Origin of the sequence: Bradyrhizobium sp. 482_C4_N1_8, assembly GCF_052075965.1 — a bacterium.
Classification (GTDB): domain Bacteria; phylum Pseudomonadota; class Alphaproteobacteria; order Rhizobiales; family Xanthobacteraceae; genus Bradyrhizobium; species Bradyrhizobium barranii.
Map to the genome: position 1 here is coordinate 5,695,594 of NZ_CP197231.1, position 15,656 is coordinate 5,711,249.

At 62.2% G+C, this 15,656-nt stretch carries 14 protein-coding genes and 3 pseudogenes; 6 read left to right on the forward strand and 11 right to left on the reverse strand.

Features of this window, described 5'->3' with window-relative positions:
- Positions 1-73: 73 nt before the first annotated feature.
- Positions 74-511: a VOC family protein gene (locus AB7Z56_RS27605; protein WP_063984035.1), complete on the reverse strand. Its 438-nt coding sequence runs from the start codon at positions 509-511 to the stop codon at positions 74-76.
- A 189-nt stretch (positions 512-700) separates the two neighbouring features.
- Between AB7Z56_RS27605 and AB7Z56_RS27610 the strand changes: the two genes are divergently transcribed.
- The 6 genes from AB7Z56_RS27610 (at position 701) to AB7Z56_RS27635 (ending at position 6,458) form a co-directional block, all read left to right on the forward strand.
- Positions 701-1,573, forward strand: coding sequence for an NAD(P)-dependent oxidoreductase (locus tag AB7Z56_RS27610; RefSeq protein ID WP_028159845.1), 873 nt, complete (start codon positions 701-703; stop codon positions 1,571-1,573).
- 22 nt (positions 1,574-1,595) lie between these two features.
- Positions 1,596-2,873 carry a sodium:proton antiporter NhaD gene (nhaD, locus tag AB7Z56_RS27615; RefSeq protein ID WP_354095268.1) on the forward strand — a complete coding sequence of 426 codons (1,278 nt, stop codon included), beginning with the start codon at positions 1,596-1,598 and terminating at the stop codon, positions 2,871-2,873.
- A gap of 137 nt (positions 2,874-3,010) precedes the next feature.
- Positions 3,011-4,606 carry a sensor histidine kinase gene (locus tag AB7Z56_RS27620; protein ID WP_166352131.1) on the forward strand — a complete coding sequence of 532 codons (1,596 nt, stop codon included), beginning with the start codon at positions 3,011-3,013 and terminating at the stop codon, positions 4,604-4,606.
- A gap of 44 nt (positions 4,607-4,650) precedes the next feature.
- Positions 4,651-4,854: a DUF1289 domain-containing protein gene (locus tag AB7Z56_RS27625; protein WP_028146760.1), complete on the forward strand. Its 204-nt coding sequence runs from the start codon at positions 4,651-4,653 to the stop codon at positions 4,852-4,854.
- Positions 4,855-4,882: 28 nt separating this feature from the next.
- A complete protein-coding gene (locus tag AB7Z56_RS27630; protein ID WP_063984038.1) occupies positions 4,883-5,422 on the forward strand; it encodes a TIGR02281 family clan AA aspartic protease in 540 nt (179 codons plus the stop codon).
- A 367-nt stretch (positions 5,423-5,789) separates the two neighbouring features.
- Complete coding sequence (locus AB7Z56_RS27635) at positions 5,790-6,458, forward strand: outer membrane protein (RefSeq protein ID WP_441256572.1); 669 nt, start codon at positions 5,790-5,792, stop codon at positions 6,456-6,458.
- Between the two features lie 52 nt (positions 6,459-6,510).
- On the opposite strand, the gene dusA is transcribed toward AB7Z56_RS27635, so the two are convergent.
- From dusA to AB7Z56_RS27685, 10 genes and pseudogenes are all read right to left on the reverse strand, one after another.
- Entirely contained in the window at positions 6,511-7,506 is a 996-nt protein-coding gene (gene dusA / locus AB7Z56_RS27640) for a tRNA dihydrouridine(20/20a) synthase DusA (protein ID WP_441256573.1), read from the reverse strand.
- 144 nt (positions 7,507-7,650) lie between these two features.
- Complete coding sequence (locus AB7Z56_RS27645; protein WP_441256574.1) at positions 7,651-7,890, reverse strand: DUF2274 domain-containing protein; 240 nt, start codon at positions 7,888-7,890, stop codon at positions 7,651-7,653.
- A gap of 3 nt (positions 7,891-7,893) precedes the next feature.
- On the reverse strand, positions 7,894-9,177 hold the full coding sequence (locus AB7Z56_RS27650) for a TrbI/VirB10 family protein (RefSeq protein WP_441256575.1): 1,284 nt from the start codon (positions 9,175-9,177) through the stop codon (positions 7,894-7,896).
- Positions 9,174-10,199 (reverse strand): P-type conjugative transfer protein TrbG, encoded by a 1,026-nt coding sequence (trbG, locus tag AB7Z56_RS27655; RefSeq protein WP_441256576.1) that lies wholly within the window; start codon positions 10,197-10,199, stop codon positions 9,174-9,176. Before trbG ends, AB7Z56_RS27650 begins: the two co-directional genes overlap by 4 nt.
- Positions 10,196-10,900 carry a conjugal transfer protein TrbF gene (gene trbF / locus AB7Z56_RS27660; RefSeq protein ID WP_028146769.1) on the reverse strand — a complete coding sequence of 235 codons (705 nt, stop codon included), beginning with the start codon at positions 10,898-10,900 and terminating at the stop codon, positions 10,196-10,198. Before trbF ends, trbG begins: the two co-directional genes overlap by 4 nt.
- A 473-nt stretch (positions 10,901-11,373) precedes the next feature.
- Positions 11,374-11,520, reverse strand: a complete 147-nt coding sequence (locus tag AB7Z56_RS27665; protein ID WP_155256151.1) for a hypothetical protein — start codon at positions 11,518-11,520, stop codon at positions 11,374-11,376.
- Positions 11,521-11,828: 308 nt separating this feature from the next.
- Positions 11,829-12,786, reverse strand: a pseudogene (locus AB7Z56_RS27670) (ArdC family protein).
- 692 nt (positions 12,787-13,478) lie between these two features.
- Positions 13,479-13,717: pseudogene (locus AB7Z56_RS27675) on the reverse strand (IS110 family transposase); the annotation flags it as partial.
- Positions 13,699-13,813 (reverse strand): annotated as a pseudogene (locus tag AB7Z56_RS27680) (IS110 family transposase); the annotation flags it as partial. The pseudogenes AB7Z56_RS27675 and AB7Z56_RS27680, both read right to left, overlap by 19 nt.
- Positions 13,814-14,108: 295 nt before the next feature.
- The gene (locus AB7Z56_RS27685) at positions 14,109-15,608 is read right to left on the reverse strand and encodes a CoA-acylating methylmalonate-semialdehyde dehydrogenase (RefSeq protein ID WP_063984040.1); all 1,500 of its coding nucleotides are present in this window, start codon (positions 15,606-15,608) and stop codon (positions 14,109-14,111) included.
- Positions 15,609-15,656 lie beyond the last annotated feature (48 nt).

A 15,656-nucleotide genomic window follows, 5' to 3' on the forward strand; every position in this document is an offset into this window, starting at 1 on the left:
TGTGGAGCGGCTTTCCGATCAGATCACGCTCAAGGCTTGAGGATGCCCCATTAGAGCGGAAACGGCCAAAAGGCTACTGCTTGCCGATATCGTCTGCCATCTCCGCGGGGGCAGCCCCCTGCTCCGCAGCGGCCTCGTAATTGAGCTCGATCATGACCCCGTTGGGGTCGTGGACGAAGATCTGCCAGAGGTCGCCGCCCGGCACCTGGCGGGAGTCGAATTTCATGCCCTTGGACGTCAACCGCTGCTTCATGCCGTCGAACCCGCGGCTGACGAAGGCGACATGATGGACAACGCCGGAATCCGGCTTTTGTGGCTCCGAGGTCGGGGAAATATCGACGAGGTGCACCACCGCCTTGCCTTCGCTGTACATCCAGGCCCCCGGGAAGGCGAAATCGGGCCGGGCGCCTTTTTCCAGGCCCAGCACGTCCTCATAGAAGCGGACCGTCTCGGCCAGATTCCGGGTCCGGATGTTGAAATGATCGAGGACACCAACGCTCACGCCGCCCATGCTTTCGCTCCCTTTTTTTATGTAGGACCTTAAGTCCCGCCATCCTAGCACAGGCGGCTGCCAAACGAAGCCGTTGCCCTCTGGCCTCAAGGGTTTATGGTGCGCTCCTAATCCGCCCTCATAGCGGAACCAGGCGCCCCCTCGCCCGGCAAAAACCGTAAAACCCAAACTACGGACAAGGTACCACACATGGCTAAAGTCGCTTTCCTCGGTCTCGGCGTGATGGGCTTCCCCATGGCCGGACACCTCGTGAAAAAAGGGGGCCATGAGGTCACCGTCTATAACCGCACCGCGGCCAAGGCGAAGGAATGGGCGGACAAGTTCGGCGGCAAGACCGCTGCAACCCCGAAGGCGGCAGCCGAAGGCCAGGACTTCGTGATGTGCTGCGTCGGCAACGACAACGATCTGCGCGCGGTCACGATCGGCCCCGACGGCGCGTTCGCCGGCATGAAGAAGGGCGCGACCTTCGTCGACCACACCACCGCCTCCGCCGAGGTCGCACGCGAGCTCGACGCTGCCGCCACCAAGGCCGGCTTCAAATTCATCGACGCTCCCGTCTCGGGCGGCCAGGCCGGCGCCGAGAACGGCGTGCTGACGGTGATGTGCGGCGGCGCGCAGGACGCCTATTCCGGCGCCGAGCCGGTCATCACAGGCGCCTATGCACGGATGTGCAAGCTGCTTGGGCCCGCCGGCTCCGGCCAGTTGACCAAGATGGTCAACCAGATCTGCATCGCGGGCCTGGTGCAGGGCCTCTCCGAGGGTATCCACTTCGCCAAGAAGAGTGGCCTCGACGTCGCCGCCGTGATCGAGACCATCTCGAAAGGAGCCGCGCAGTCCTGGCAGATGGAGAACCGCTACAAGACCATGAACGAGGACAAGTATGATTTCGGCTTCGCGGTCGAATGGATGCGCAAGGACCTCTCGATCTCGCTGGCCGAAGCCCGCCGCAACGGCGCCAATCTGCCGGTGACCGCGCTGGTCGACCAGTTCTACGCCGAGGTCGAGAAGATGGGCGGCAAGCGCTGGGATACGTCGAGCCTGCTCGCGCGCCTTAACCGCTGACACCTGTCGAACTGATCCCACCTTGCTGATCGCGATCGCCGTCATCTTCGTTCTGGCCTATGCGGCGATCGCGCTCGAACACCCGCTCCGGATCAGCAAGAGTGCCACGGCGCTGATCGGCGCCGGGCTGCTTTGGGCGATCTACGCGGCCACGATCGGCGACTACGCCATGGTCGGCCGGCAGATCGACGAATCCGTCGTTTCCACCGCGCAGATCGTGTTCTTCCTGATCGGCGCGATGACCATCGTCGAGGTGATCGACGCCCACGACGGTTTCGAGGTCATCACCTCTCGCATCAGCACGACCAGTCAGGTCCGCCTGATGTGGCTGATCGGCTTCGTGACCTTCTTCCTCAGCGCGATCCTGGACAATCTGACCACCACCATCGTGATGGTCTCGCTGATCCAGCGGCTGATCGCCAGGCGCGACGACCGCCTGCTGTTCGCCTCCCTCATCGTCATCGCCGCCAATGCCGGCGGCGCCTGGACCGTGATCGGCGACGTCACCACGACCATGCTGTGGATCGGCGGGCAGATCACGCCGTTGAAGATCATGGGTTCGGTGTTCCTGCCCTCGCTGGTCAATCTGCTCGTGCCGCTCGCCTTCATCAGCCTTCTGGTGAAAGGCAAGACCATCGCGCCACCACCCAAGGACGACGGAGTTCAGCTCGTCGGGTCGTTCGAGCGCAATCTGATGTTCTATCTGGGGCTCGGCGTATTGATCGCCGTGCCGGCCTTCAAGGCGGTCACGCATCTGCCGCCCTTCATGGGCGTGCTGCTCGGGCTCGGCATCGTCTGGCTGGTCGGCGAGGTCGTTCACCGCGACAAGGACGAGCATGTTCGCCGGCCGCTGACGCTCGCGCATGCGCTGACGCGGATCGACATGAGCTCGATCGTGTTCTTCCTCGGCATTCTGCTGGCGGTCGCCTGCCTCGAACATGCGGGCCTCCTGTCGATGCTGGCGCTCTGGCTGGAGGCGACGATTGGCCGCCAGGACGTCATCGTCGTCGTGCTCGGCCTGCTCAGCGCCGTCATCGACAACGTGCCGCTGGTGGCGGCGACCATGGGCATGTACGACCTCGGCCACTACCCGACCGACAGCTTCCTCTGGGAGTTCATCGCCTATTGCGCCGGCACCGGCGGCTCGATCCTGATCATCGGCTCGGCCGCGGGCGTCGCCGCCATGGGGCTCGAACGGATCGAGTTCCTCTGGTACGCTCGCCGCATCGCCATCCCCGCGCTCGCGGGCTATCTGGCGGGCGCGGTGGTCTACGTCGCCCAGCATGCGGCACTGCACTGACCGGCACTGCGCGCGTTCAAAATTAACGCCGGGTTAACGTAATTCTTTAGCTCCTTAAGTCACCTCTTAAGGATTTCTTGCCAGAGATAGACAATGCAGAAGGCCCGCCTTTGCGCGGGCAGGAATGTTGTTGTTCGATGAGTAAACCCGCTGAAAAGCCAGAGGTCGTGCAGCTTCCGGCCGAGCCGGTGAGCGCGCCATCGGCGAGCAGCCGCCGGGCTGCGTCGCAGCGGGTACGCGAGGCGCGCGACAAGTTAACGTCGACCAGCGGAACCCGGCCGGCTTTCGACGCCGAGATGCTGCGCCAATATGCCCAGACACGGCTGTCGGCTTCCTATGTCGTGATGCTGCTGGTGGTCGCCACCGGCGTGCTGTTCGGGCTGTGGATGCAGCCGATCCCGGCCGCGGCCTGGACCGCCGGCATGCTCTGCATCCACGCCGCGATGATCCGCAGCTGCCACCGTTTCCTGGCTGAGGCCTCCTCGCCCGCGGCGACGCGCACATGGCGCACGCACTTCGTCGTGCTCGACCTGCTCTATGGCCTGTGCTGGATGGCGATCCTGATCCATCCCGTGCTCGACATGGTCACGGAAACGCTGATGATGTTCCTGATGCTGCTGGTGATCGCAGTGTCGAGCATGCTGGCCGCCAATCTGCCGATCGCCGCCCTTGCCGCCACGGCGCCGGTCGCGGTCGCGATGGCGCTGAGCTTTGCAATCACCGGCGCGCTCGACAATTACATCCTGGCGGCGCTCGCGCTCGCAGCCGAAGGCTATTTCGTGCTGCTGGCGCATCGCCTGCACTCCTCGACCTTCGCCACGCTCGAGGCACGCGCCGAGAAGGACGCGCTGATCGGCGAGCTCGAACAGGCCAAGGCGATCTCGGACGAAGCGCGCCACCGTGCCGAATCCGCCAACGTCGCAAAATCGCGCTTCCTCGCGCAGATGAGTCACGAGCTGCGCACGCCGCTGAACGCGATCCTCGGCTTCTCCGAGGTGATGAAGAGTGAAATTTTTGGTGCGCACGCGGTGCCGGTCTACAAGGAATATTCCGCCGACATCCATAATTCCGGCGTGCACCTGCTCAACCTCATCAACGAGATCCTCGATCTGTCGCGGATCGAGGCTGGCCGCTACGAGCTCAACGAGGAAGCGGTGTCGCTGGTCGGCATCGTCGCCGACTGCCATCATTTGATGAAGCTGCGCGCCTCGAGCCGCGGCATCACCATCCACGAGGTGTTCGAGCAGGCCATGCCGCGGCTCTGGGCCGACGAGCGGGCGATCCGCCAGGTCGTGCTCAACCTGCTCTCCAACTCGATCAAGTTCACCCCGCAAGGCGGCGAGATCTGGCTCAAGGCCGGCTGGACCGCTTCGGGCGGGCAATATCTCTCGGTGAAGGATTCCGGCTCCGGCATCCCCGAGGACGAGATCCCGATCGTGCTCGCCTCGTTCGGCCAGGGCTCCAACTCGATCAAGTCGGCGGAACAGGGCGCAGGGCTCGGCCTGCCCATCGCCAAGAACCTGATCGACCTGCATGGCGGCACATTCACGCTGAAATCGAAGCTGCGCATCGGCACCGAAGTGATCGTCACCTTCCCGCCGGAGCGCGTGATGAGTGCGCTGGCGCCGATGTCGGACGATTCTCCGCCGCTCCAGCCGGACAGTTCCGCGGTGCCCGACGAGAAGCGCCGGCCGCGCCACAAGCCGATCATGAGCGCAGGTACGGGCTCTTAACGAGATGCTTGCAGACATGCCCGACGATCCCCCACTATGGCCACATGAGCAAAGAAACGCCGTGCGTCGCCGTCTGCATGATCGATCCCAAGACCAGGCTGTGCTTCGGCTGCGGCCGGACCTTGCCGGAGATCGCGCGCTGGCACGCCATGGAGAGCACGGAACGGCTCGCGGTGATGGCGCTGTTGCCGGCACGCATGGCGGACGCGGGTTTGCAGCCGATCGCGGGATCGCCGAAACGCGCCTGACCGCCCTGCGTCGCCTCGGAGGCGCGCAATGATCCGCTTCCTGCTCGTTCTCGTCATGCTCGCCGGCACGGCCGGTGCCGTCGTCGCCTATGGCGATCCCGACCGGATCGCGCGCGCGAGCAACAAGGTCTCGCACATGTTTCGCGCGCAGATCGCCTCCCCGGCCCCGGCCGTGCAGATCCAGCGCGGCCAGGGCGGCGAATTCGCGCTACGTGCGAAGATCAACGGCGTCGCCGCACCGATGGTGATCGATACCGGTGCGACCTCCGTGGTCCTGACCTGGGAAACCGCGAAAGCGATCGGACTGCCGCTCGAGATGCTCGAATACGACGTCGATCTCGAAACCGCGGGTGGCCACACCAAGGCAGCCCGCCTTACGCTCGACCGTCTCTCCGTCGGCCACCTCGTCGAAAAGTCGGTGCCGGCCCTCGTCGTGCCGCGCGGGCAGATGAAGACCAATCTGCTCGGCATGAGCTTCCTCGACCGCCTGGAGAGCTGGGGTGTGCGCGCCGACAAGCTGATGCTCACAGGCTACCCGGAATTGCCCGATCGCCGCGCGCTCCGATAATTCGCTTCGCTGCGCGCCTCATGCGCACGATCAAGGCCCAATCAGCCGGGACTGCCTGAGCCGCACAACGCGATCGGCGCTTGTCAAATCGCTCCTTGGCCGCTCTGGCGCCAGTCAAACTGACGGAGCCGCTCCATTCAGGCAGCCCCGCTTGATCCAGTCCGCGAGGCCACCTTTGCGCCAGCGCGCTGCGCAACATCGGCGCGCCTGCCGGCCAACCGCCTAACCCCGAGCCCCGCGAACAATCCATCGATGTGGCATTTCCTCTATTTACAAACCGTCTAGTCGGTTTATAACGACCCCATTCCCGGATCGGGGTTGGACAAGGCTGCTCCGTGAGGTGCGGCCAAGTGGGAGATTGAGAATCATGACTGCCAGAGCCGCCTTACGCCGCACGATGCGCGCCCTGCCCTTTGCCGCGGTGTTCGCCGCGAGCAGCGCCTGCGCTGCCGACCTGTCGCCGCGCTACGCCGCGCCCTCCTCGGCCTACACGGCACCGCAGCCGGTGTATTCGTGGACGGGTCTCTATGCGGGCTTCAACGCCGGCTACGCAGAGAGCGGCGACGACGCGTTCAATAATCTCGTCGGCATCAGCGGCGGCAAGGTCAAGGGCGCCGTCGGCGGCGTGCAGATTGGCTACAACTACCAGCTCTCGCCGATGTTCGTGGTCGGCATCGAGAATGACTTCGAGGGCGGCGACATCAAGAACCACGACGCGCTCAACAGCGCCGCGGTGAGCATCCCCTGGTACATGACCGGCCGCGCCCGCGCCGGCATCGCGACGATGGATTCACGGCTGCTGTTCTTCGGGACCGCGGGTCTTGCCACCGGCGAGTTGAAGGACGGGCCGATCAACAAGATGAAGATGGGTTGGACCGCGGGCGGCGGCGTCGAATGGGCGTTCCTGCCGAAATGGTCGGCCAAGGCCGAATATCTCTACACCGAGTTCAAGCACGACGATCTGCCGGACTGGAACGCCGTGAAATTCCACACCTTCCGCGTCGGCGTGAACTATCATTTCGATCTGCTCCGCTGAGGCGGATCGACGAGGAGCCGGATTTTGCGATCCGGCTCTTCACCCGTTTGGGCTAGGCCGCGGCCTCCGCCGGAGCGCGCGCACCGACACGCGCGATCGCATCGCGCAGCACGTCCACACCGGCGCCCGGCTTCACCCCCTGCTCGGCAAGATGGCGGCGGAAGGCGCGCGCACCGGGCACGGCGTGGAACGCCCCGACGAAATGCCGCGTGATCGCATGCAGCCGCGTGCCCCGCGCGAGCTGCTGCTCGATATAGGGCATCATCGCTTCGAGCGCGTCCTGCATCGTCGCATGCGGCGCCGCTTCGCCGAAGATGTCTTGATCGACGGAGAGCAGCCGCCATGGCTCCTGATATGCGGCGCGGCCGAGCATCACGCCGTCGACGTGCTCGAGATGCGCTTTCGCCTCGTCGATACCGGGGATGCCGCCGTTGATGATGATGGGCACATCAGGCATCGCGCGCTTGAGGCGATAGACGCGGTCATAGTCGAGCGGCGGGATGTCGCGGTTCTCCTTCGGCGACAGACCGTTGAGCCAGGCCTTGCGGGCATGCACGATCAGCGCATCGCAGCCTGAGGCGACCACTCCGCGCGCAAGCGTATCGAGCGCGACCTCCGGATCCTGATCGTCGATGCCGATGCGGCATTTGACGGTGACGGGAATGGAAACCGCGCCCTTCATCGCGTCGACACATCGCGCCACAAGCTCCGGCTCCGCCATGAGGCAGGCTCCAAAGCGGCCATCCTTCACACGATCCGACGGGCAGCCGACATTGAGGTTGATCTCGTCATAGCCGAACTCTTCGCCGATCCGCGCGGCCTGTGCGAGCTCGCGCGGATCCGCCCCGCCAAGCTGAAGCGCCACCTTGTGCTCGACCGCATCGAACCCAAGCAGCCGCTCCCGGTCGCCATGAATGATGGCGCCGGTCGTCAACATCTCGGTATAGAGCAGCGCCCGCCGCGTCAGATGGCGATGGAACACCCGACAGCGGCTATCGGTCCAGTCCATCATCGGAGCCACAGAAAAGCGATAGTATTGCGATTTCAATGATTTACCTTATGCTTCAACAGGATGAAACATGAACATGTGCACTCCAAACTAGCCGAAATTGCACACGTTTGTACCCGCTTTGACCTCTCAGTGCACACGTAGCGCACACGATTTGGGGAGTGCACACGACCGTGGCCAGCTTCACTCAGTTGCCGTCCGGGAACTGGCGCGTCCAGGTACGCCGCAAGAACCGCTACGTGGCAGAGACCTTTCGTCGGCGCAAGGACGGTGAGGAATGGGCGCTCGATATGGAGTGCAATATTGATCGTAGCGGGTCTCGGCATAGAAGTCAGCATACTCTCTCAGCCGTTGCGCAAGGCCCGGCGTCAGTACAACGCTCATCTTCACCGGCGTCCGATCGGGCAGTTTTCCGAGCTTCATTCCTCATTTGCCCTTCGTCATCGCCTGAAGGTCCGAGTACGGCTTCAGCACCAGATCCTTCGAAACAATCACCCGCAGCGGCCAGCCTGGCCGGACTGTGATCGTTGGCTGCACATCGAGCTCGCGCTCCACCAAGCGCTGACCAGCGCGATTGGTCGTCTGCTGCGCACTTTCCCGCAGCGTCTTCACGAGATCGCTCTCGTCATTGCCGAGCGACAGCTGCGTCCCGACACCGATCAAAGTCGCGAGCGCCACCCCCTTCAGCAATTGCCAGGTATGAAAGTCCACCTCATCTTCGAGCCCGGCATAGCCCGCGACGTCCGTGGCCGGTAAGTTCTCGATCACAATCGAATTGCCGTTCGGCAGAATGAGACGTGCCCACACGACCAGCGCCCTCTTCTGGCCGAAGGCGACGACGCTATCGTACTTGCCCACGAGCCTAGTTCCCTGGGGGATAAGAAGATGCTCACCCGACACGGTGTCATAGACGTTCTCGGTCACCTGGCCGATCGTGGCGCCCGGCAGATCAGAATTCAGGCCAGTCATAAGGCTGGCCGGGATGATCGATCCCGCCATGACGGCATAGGTTGATGGAGCTGGTTGAAGCGCATGGGGATTGGTGGTTTCTGTGTCGGCTTTTGCCGCCACGAAGGCCAGCTTTCGCGCCTGCGAAGACGGAATAATCTCGCTGGACCGATCGACCATGGCCTGAGCCGTCTTGGCTAGATCAGCGGCCGAAGGCCCGGCGTCAGCTGTCGCCGGTCTGAAGGCGGAAGGGGTAGCTGCCGGCACGTCGGACGTATTGATCTGCTTTCGCTTCTCCTGCTTCTCCGACAGCCTGACAAACAGACCGGACTCCTTGGCTTGCTGGGCAATGCGCGTCTGCCGGATCCGCTCGGTTCTCTCGGCGTCCTCCTCCGGATTAGTCCGGAAGCCTCCATCCAGACCCACGCCCGCCTTCTTTTCGTTTTCGGCAAAGGCGCGGCCTATGTCCCCAGGAGACGGTGGCCCAAGCCGAGGTGTCGTTGGGGTGAGGTTTTCATACGACTTCGGCAGCTTGCTGAGGCCCTCGGCTGTCTGCTTGCGGTCGGTGTTGTAGAGCTCCGCTCGATCGGCCGACTTGAACACTCGCAATGGACGGAGCGCGACGATGACCGCTCCGGCGACGAATAGCGCGGCAACGGCGCAGCCGATGATCAACGCACGCCTGTTCAGGCGCCGAATAGGCCGCGGCCGCGCGCGTAGTTCGAGGGGCTCTCGCGGATCCTGAATTGGGCCGTTCGTCATGAGGCGCTCCCGGCGCTGAAGGTCTGCGACACGGGCCGCGCGTCGATGCGGATGATCCGCACGGTCCGCTGCGGATTTTCGCCGAGGCGAAGCTCCGCGGCGCCAAACATCCGATCGACGATGTAGTAGGAGCCGCGAACTCGGTAATTGACAAGGTTCGGCCGACCATCGGCGCCGGCAACGAACAGGGGCGGCGCTTCTCCCTGGGACAGACCAGGCGGCATCTGGATGTAGACCTTGCGGCCATCGTCAAACGCCCGCAACGGACGCCATGGCGGATCATCCCCCTCGACGCGATAGCGGAAGTTAAGGCTATCAAGCCGCACACCTCGATCCGCGACCCGCTCCTCATTCTCCTGGGCGACGGCATTCTGCTTATGAAGCGCAACGAGGGTATCTGTTGGATAGGTCCACGAGATCGAAGCCATATAGGTCTGCTTGGTGGAGACAAGCTCAAGGTGATAGGCGCGCCGGTCGGTCAGAACGACCAGGTTGGTCTGAATATCCGGAAGCGTCGGCTTCACCAGAATATGCACCCGTCGGGCGGTTCCCTGCCCACTCGCGGTATCGCCAACGACCCAGCGAACGGTATCGCCGGTCGAGACGTCGATCAGCTCTTCGCCGGCTTGAAGCGCGATCGTCGAGACTTTCTCAGGACTGGCGTAGAGCCGGTAGAGCGCGCCTTCCGTCCAGGGATAGACTTGGATCGCGTTGATATATCCGGCCTTGGTGGGCTCCATCCTGGCTTCTTTGTTCGCCTTCGCGATCGCCTGCTCAGGAGGCAGCTTCTCGTCCTTGGTTCCTTTGCTCGGATAGGGCTTCAACTGACCGGGTAGCGGCAAGACCTTGGGCGTTTCAACAACCGCAACTGGCTTCGGCGGATCCGCTTCCGGAAAGCCCCGTTCGAATGTCATCTCGTCATATGGCGCCTCGAGGTTGAGCTTGGTGGCACAACCGCCGAGTAGGAGTGACAACGTCAGGACGCTGGCCGACGCGAGCTTGGTCATGACAACAGATTTCATTTTGCGTCTCCGATGAGGTCACGCGACCAGTTGAGGGAATGGACGTAAAGGCCGAGCGGGTTCTTCCGCAGCGTTTCGGCATCCGAGGGTGACTTGAGGACCGTCGTAACGAGCCCGGTGAAGCGCTCTGTCTTTGAGATCGCGCCGTTCTCGTAGGTGTTCTCCTTCCAGCGGATCTCGAAGCTGTCGCCGGAGGCACGAACGACTGACATGACTTCAGCGGTCACGGTCTTGGACCCGATCTTCGTGAAGGGATCAGCTTCTCGCGCATAATCGTTGAGAGCCTGCGCGCCGCGATCGGTGACAAAGTCATAAGCTCGCAGCCAGTTCGCCCGGACGATGACAGGGTCAATCGACAACGAGCGAACGTTCTCGATAAATCGCGCCAGGAAGTGCGCGATCTGTGCGTCCGACGGCTGATACGCCTCGAGCGCAGGACCGACCGCGCGGACTTCGCCGAGCCGATCGACCTCGACCACGTAAGGGACGACGCCGGATCGAGCAATTTGAGCAAAGATCGTCAAACCGAGCATGCCGGAGAGACCGATGGCCGCCAACGCAGCTAGCCGCCAGTTGCTAGCCTGCACGCGAGCCGAGCCTAAGCGCTCGTCCCAGACCTGGGCTGCCTTCTGGTAGGTGGTGACTGGTTCAGGCGTCTCGCCATATCGCACGGATGCGCGCTGAAAGGGGTGAGCTGCCATGGTCTATTCCTCCTCCAGCTTTGGACCCGACGAATGCGAGCCTCTGTCACCCTCTTTCAAGGTATGAAAAGCGCGATCAAGCCGCCTCACTGTCAATCTTTCAAAACAGTGTTACACTTTTTTCTGTGCATACCGATTCCCGGTTTGCATCCATTGAGGATTGACGGAGGGCATATGGCTAAGAAAGCGAAGAAGGCAAAGAAGACCGTCGCGAAGAAGGCGAAGAAGGCCGCCAAGAAAAAGTAGTAGGTCTTCGGGCATCGAGACCCGCTTTCGCTCCCGCCAGAGGCACGCCCCTGAGGCATTTGGCCTTTGTGGACTTGCCACCTGATTGATCTCACGGCGATGGCTGGAACGATAGCTCGTCGTTAAGCCGGATCGTAGACGCGCCGGGCGCGATACGATCCGGCTTTGGCGTTTTGGCAATAGAGCATTGCAGGCTGCGTCAGGACGGCGTCGCTCTTTCCAGCCAATCAGAGCTTGTTCACGACGATCGTGAGGCACGACAGCAGTACGGCCGTTGACGTCAGTGCCGAGACGCTCACCACGACCTGAGCAACGCAAATACGCCTGAGCTTCACTGCATGCGGTTCGGGAAACGCCTTGAAGGGATCAACCATGGTCGGCTCCATGATGCGCTGCACGCGCTCTGCTTGGACCCTCCAATAGGCTGAGTCGTCAGAATCGCTTCCGGCTAAATTTCCACCTCGCCCGATTGACTCCAAGGCGACTCGGACACCGCAGAATTCGGGCGCAAATTGCGTCCTTGCGCCCGAATCGAGAGCGTCAAGGGCTGGTAAACAAAGGGTTAATCATCTCGCAGGCGCGGGCCGAGATAGCGATTATTTGGCGTCCTAATGACCGATTGGAAACGCCATGTAGCGCGGCACACAGGCGGCGGCCGCACGCGGCTCATCGAGGGCGCGGCTCAGGGCGCCCTCGCCTTCGCTGCGGCCGCTCGGTTGTCTTCGCTGAACGCGAGCAGAAAATCGGCGGCCTTGGAGGCTTTGCTTGCGGCCCGAAAAATTGTGCGGCTGTCGCTGCGGAGCACGTCCAGCCATGAACCGAGATAGTCGGCATGCCGGACCGTCGGCTTGATGGAGAGCGCGGCGCAGACAAAAGCGGCGGTCAACTCGGCGACCAATTCCTCATGGGCGTAAGGTTTCGAGCCGAAGGTACCCGTGAGGTCGCGGTTCAACCGGTTGGGATGGCCGGTCCAGTGTCCGAGCTCATGAAAGAGCGTCCGATAGAAGTTGATCTGCTCGAAGAATGCCGGCTGTGGCGGGATGTGAACGGTATCTGCCAGCGGCAGATAGAATGCGTCCGCGCCGCCGATGCGGATATCGGCAAGCGTTGCCTTGGCGAGCGCCTCGGCCTGCGGCACGAGCTGCCGCTCGGGCAGTTCGGGTGACGCGAGGCTGAGATCGGCCGGCAATTGGTCGCATTGATCCAGATTGAAAACCGTGTAGCGGCGCAGGAAGGGAATACTTGCCTCCCCCTCCTCCGCCTGCCCCTCTGTGCCTCGGCGCGCAGAATCTTGCGCGCTTGGGGACGAAGCGGTCGGCATAACAGACCGTCGTGCCATGCTCTCCTTTGCGTACGGTGCCGCCGAGGGCTGATGCCTGATTGAAGGTGAGCCACCTTTGAGAGGTGAAGCCGGATTCAAACATCTTGCCCCACAGGATCAGGATATTGATCCCGGAATAGGGATTGCCGGTCGCGGCATTGCTGGGCAACGCAAACGCCTTGCTCTCACCACTCGCGCCCCAGGGTCGCGCCCATGGGAAGGTGCCGGCCTCCAGGTCGGCGATGATGTGCGAGGTGATTTCTTCGTAAAGGCTCGGTTTTGTCATCGTCGTGCAATCACGCTTGCGGCCCTTGGTCATGATGATCTCCGTCAACTCTTCTTCCGCAACCTGCCCCCGGAAGGCGGGGTGGGCGGCGAAGAGCGACCGGAAAGCCCCGAACACTTGAGGTGGGCCGCACCGGAACGGCCGGAGCGCGAGCGGAGGACCGCGCCATCATCATGATCGTCCTGGAGGAGCAGAGAGGGGCGCGGTTGCGGCTCACCGGTTCGGGGCTATGCGGGAGCGCCGCCTACCCCGCCTTCCGGGGGTAAAAACAAGCGCCGGCCGCTTACGGCCGGCTTCATCAAAGAGCGCCTCCGGCGACAATTCTGCTGTGTGGATTATCGCGTCAAGTCACTCGTCAGATTTGGAGATATCGAACGACGACTCCATCATGGTCCTACGCCAGGGATCGAAGCCGGCAGGCCGAGACCGAAAGGGCTCGGGTTCATATGTGGACGGCCCCCGACTTGCAAGGACGGCTCTAGCAGCTTGCGCGGATCGCTTGCGCTCGTATGTCCGGCCTGTTTTCGGGTCTTGCGACCACCGGCCAAGATGGGCTCCGCGGACAGTGAGATCCAAACACGAGAGCGGCATTTTCTGCCGGTAAACCGAGCGGAGCATTTCACTGAGCGGCTCGCGCCGAACGTACCACCTCTTACTATCCTGCAAGTTCCGCCCTTAGCGTCAAACCTGCCGGTCTGGCGCCAAGCTCTGCATTTCGTTCAAGTCTATGTCGGCATCGTCATGACGCTGCTTGCAGGTCGAAACCGCTCGCCGCTGACCATCAGTTTCCAGGCAATCCGCGCCAGCTTGTTTGCCAACGCTATGGGCACTAGCTTCGGCGGCTTGCGTGCGCTGATATCTTTCAGCCAGGGCCAGGAGCGAGTTTCCGTCGGCGAATATCCGCGATCACAGCCGTCGCGCCAGCGACCAAAACGGTTCGCAACAAACCTGCCCGCGCCTCAACTTACGCCGTAAAAACCAGCTGCTCTGTCCCGTCAACGCCATGCAGTTGAAATACAATCTTCGACGTATCCAGGCCGGTGCGAACAATCGTTTCCACGGGCGGCTCCTTCGTTTGAGGTCAGCGACGACCTCATCTTGCCACGCAGTGTGGCGGAAGGGGGCCGTCCCCCCAACACGAGAGACCGCTGCGGGCCCTTGGCCGCACGCGTCTACGCGCAAACACCACTCCAGCCAGTCGAGAACCACTATGTGGCGTCATTGGCGATGATGACACCGAATTGCTGCGCGCCTCGTGGGGTGGCGCTGTCAGCGGGGCCTTTGCTGAGAGAACGTCGTGACGGGGAGAAAGTACACCGGTCGCTACCGACACGCACTGCCGGTGCTCGGCCCCACTAATGGAAGGTCGGCATGGCAAAATTGACGTCCAGGCGAATGTCTGTGGGCCATCGTGTCGTAATCGTCTTCAATTGCGTGTAGAAGCGCACTCCCTCTGGACCGTGGATATGATGACCACCGAACAGAGAGGCCTTCCAACCTCCAAAGGAATGGAAAGCCATGGGAACGGGGATAGCAACATTGACCCCCACCATGCCGACGCGTATCCGATGCGCGAATTCACGCGCTGCTTTCCCATCACGGGTAAAGATCGCAGTACCGTTTCCAAATTCGCTTCGATTGATCAGGCTGGCGGCAGCTTCGAAGCTTTCCGCACGCACGACGCAAAGCACCGGTCCGAAGATCTCTTCTCTGTAGATCGTCATATTCGGCTCAACTTGGTCGAAGAGAGAGCCCCCAATAAAATACCCCCCTTCGTGACCCTGCATCTTGAAACCACGACCGTCGACCAGCAGGTTTGCTCCCTGGGTCACGCCCGATTCGATGTAAGCGCAGACCCTCTCTAGATGCTGTTTTGTTATCAATGGCCCCATCTCAGCGTCAGGATCGGTCGCCGGTCCGATCCTGAGCGCATGCACCCTGGGGGCCATCCGCGCGATCAATTCGTTAGCCGTATGTTCGCCGATTGGCACCACCACGGAGGCCGCCATGCAACGCTCGCCTGCCGCTCCATAGGCCGCTCCCATCAAGGCATCTGCAACTTGATCCAAATCCGCATCAGGCATCACGATCATATGGTTCTTTGCACCACCTAGCGCTTGACAGCGCTTTCCGAAGCGGGCTGCCGTCTCGTAGACGTATCGAGCGATCGGCGTCGACCCGACGAAACTCACTGCCGCAACATCCGGATGGACTAAGAGTGCATCGACCGCTTGTTTATCGCCCTGAACGACATTGAAAACTCCTGGCGGAAGGCCGGCCTCGGTTAGCCACTCGGCGAGCAGGATCGCGGCAGAAGGAACGCGCTCCGAAGGTTTCAATATGAAGCAGTTGCCGCAGGCAAGAGCGACTGGAAACATCCACATGGGGACCATCGCGGGGAAGTTGAACGGCGTAATCCCTGCCACGACCCCAATCGGCTGTCGGACCGAATGACTGTCAACCCGTGTTCCGACGCTTTCGGTAAACTCCCCTTTCAGAAGCTGCGGGGCACCGGTCGCGAACTCAACAACTTCAATGCCTCTTTGCACTTCGCCCATCGCATCAGCGAGCACCTTGCCATGCTCCGCGCTAATCAGAGCTGCCAGGCGTTCCGCCCTTTCCTCCAGAAGCCGCAAGAACTTGTTGAGAATTCGTGCTCGGCGCAGGGGAGTAATCTCCGACCAGATCGCGAAAGCCGCAGTCGCACTCGCAACCGCGCGATGAACGTCCGAGCCGGATGCAAGAGGTACCAATCCCGTGTGCTCGCCTGTCGCCGGATTGAAGACCGTTGAGGTCCGTCGACCCTGACCTACGCACCGCCGCCCATCGATGTAATGGCCAGTGTATTTCGCCATACCCACTTCTCCCTACCGTTACATCAGATTGTTCGGCCTGCCGAAGAA

What these genes read in the sequence shown, in the direction of transcription:
- AB7Z56_RS27605 (WP_063984035.1), bottom strand. Translation starts at nt 511, where the DNA reads ATGGGCGGCGTGAGCGTTGGTGTCCTCGATCATTTCAACATCCGGACC.
- AB7Z56_RS27610 (WP_028159845.1), top strand. Translation starts at nt 701, where the DNA reads ATGGCTAAAGTCGCTTTCCTCGGTCTCGGCGTGATGGGCTTCCCCATG.
- AB7Z56_RS27620 (WP_166352131.1), top strand. Translation starts at nt 3,011, where the DNA reads ATGAGTAAACCCGCTGAAAAGCCAGAGGTCGTGCAGCTTCCGGCCGAG.
- AB7Z56_RS27625 (WP_028146760.1), top strand. Translation starts at nt 4,651, where the DNA reads ATGAGCAAAGAAACGCCGTGCGTCGCCGTCTGCATGATCGATCCCAAG.
- AB7Z56_RS27630 (WP_063984038.1), top strand. Translation starts at nt 4,883, where the DNA reads ATGATCCGCTTCCTGCTCGTTCTCGTCATGCTCGCCGGCACGGCCGGT.
- AB7Z56_RS27635 (WP_441256572.1), top strand. Translation starts at nt 5,790, where the DNA reads ATGACTGCCAGAGCCGCCTTACGCCGCACGATGCGCGCCCTGCCCTTT.
- AB7Z56_RS27645 (WP_441256574.1), bottom strand. Translation starts at nt 7,890, where the DNA reads ATGAAGCTCGGAAAACTGCCCGATCGGACGCCGGTGAAGATGAGCGTT.
- AB7Z56_RS27650 (WP_441256575.1), bottom strand. Translation starts at nt 9,177, where the DNA reads ATGACGAACGGCCCAATTCAGGATCCGCGAGAGCCCCTCGAACTACGC.
- trbG (WP_441256576.1), bottom strand. Translation starts at nt 10,199, where the DNA reads ATGAAATCTGTTGTCATGACCAAGCTCGCGTCGGCCAGCGTCCTGACG.
- trbF (WP_028146769.1), bottom strand. Translation starts at nt 10,900, where the DNA reads ATGGCAGCTCACCCCTTTCAGCGCGCATCCGTGCGATATGGCGAGACG.
- AB7Z56_RS27665 (WP_155256151.1), bottom strand. Translation starts at nt 11,520, where the DNA reads ATGGTTGATCCCTTCAAGGCGTTTCCCGAACCGCATGCAGTGAAGCTC.
- AB7Z56_RS27685 (WP_063984040.1), bottom strand. Translation starts at nt 15,608, where the DNA reads ATGGCGAAATACACTGGCCATTACATCGATGGGCGGCGGTGCGTAGGT.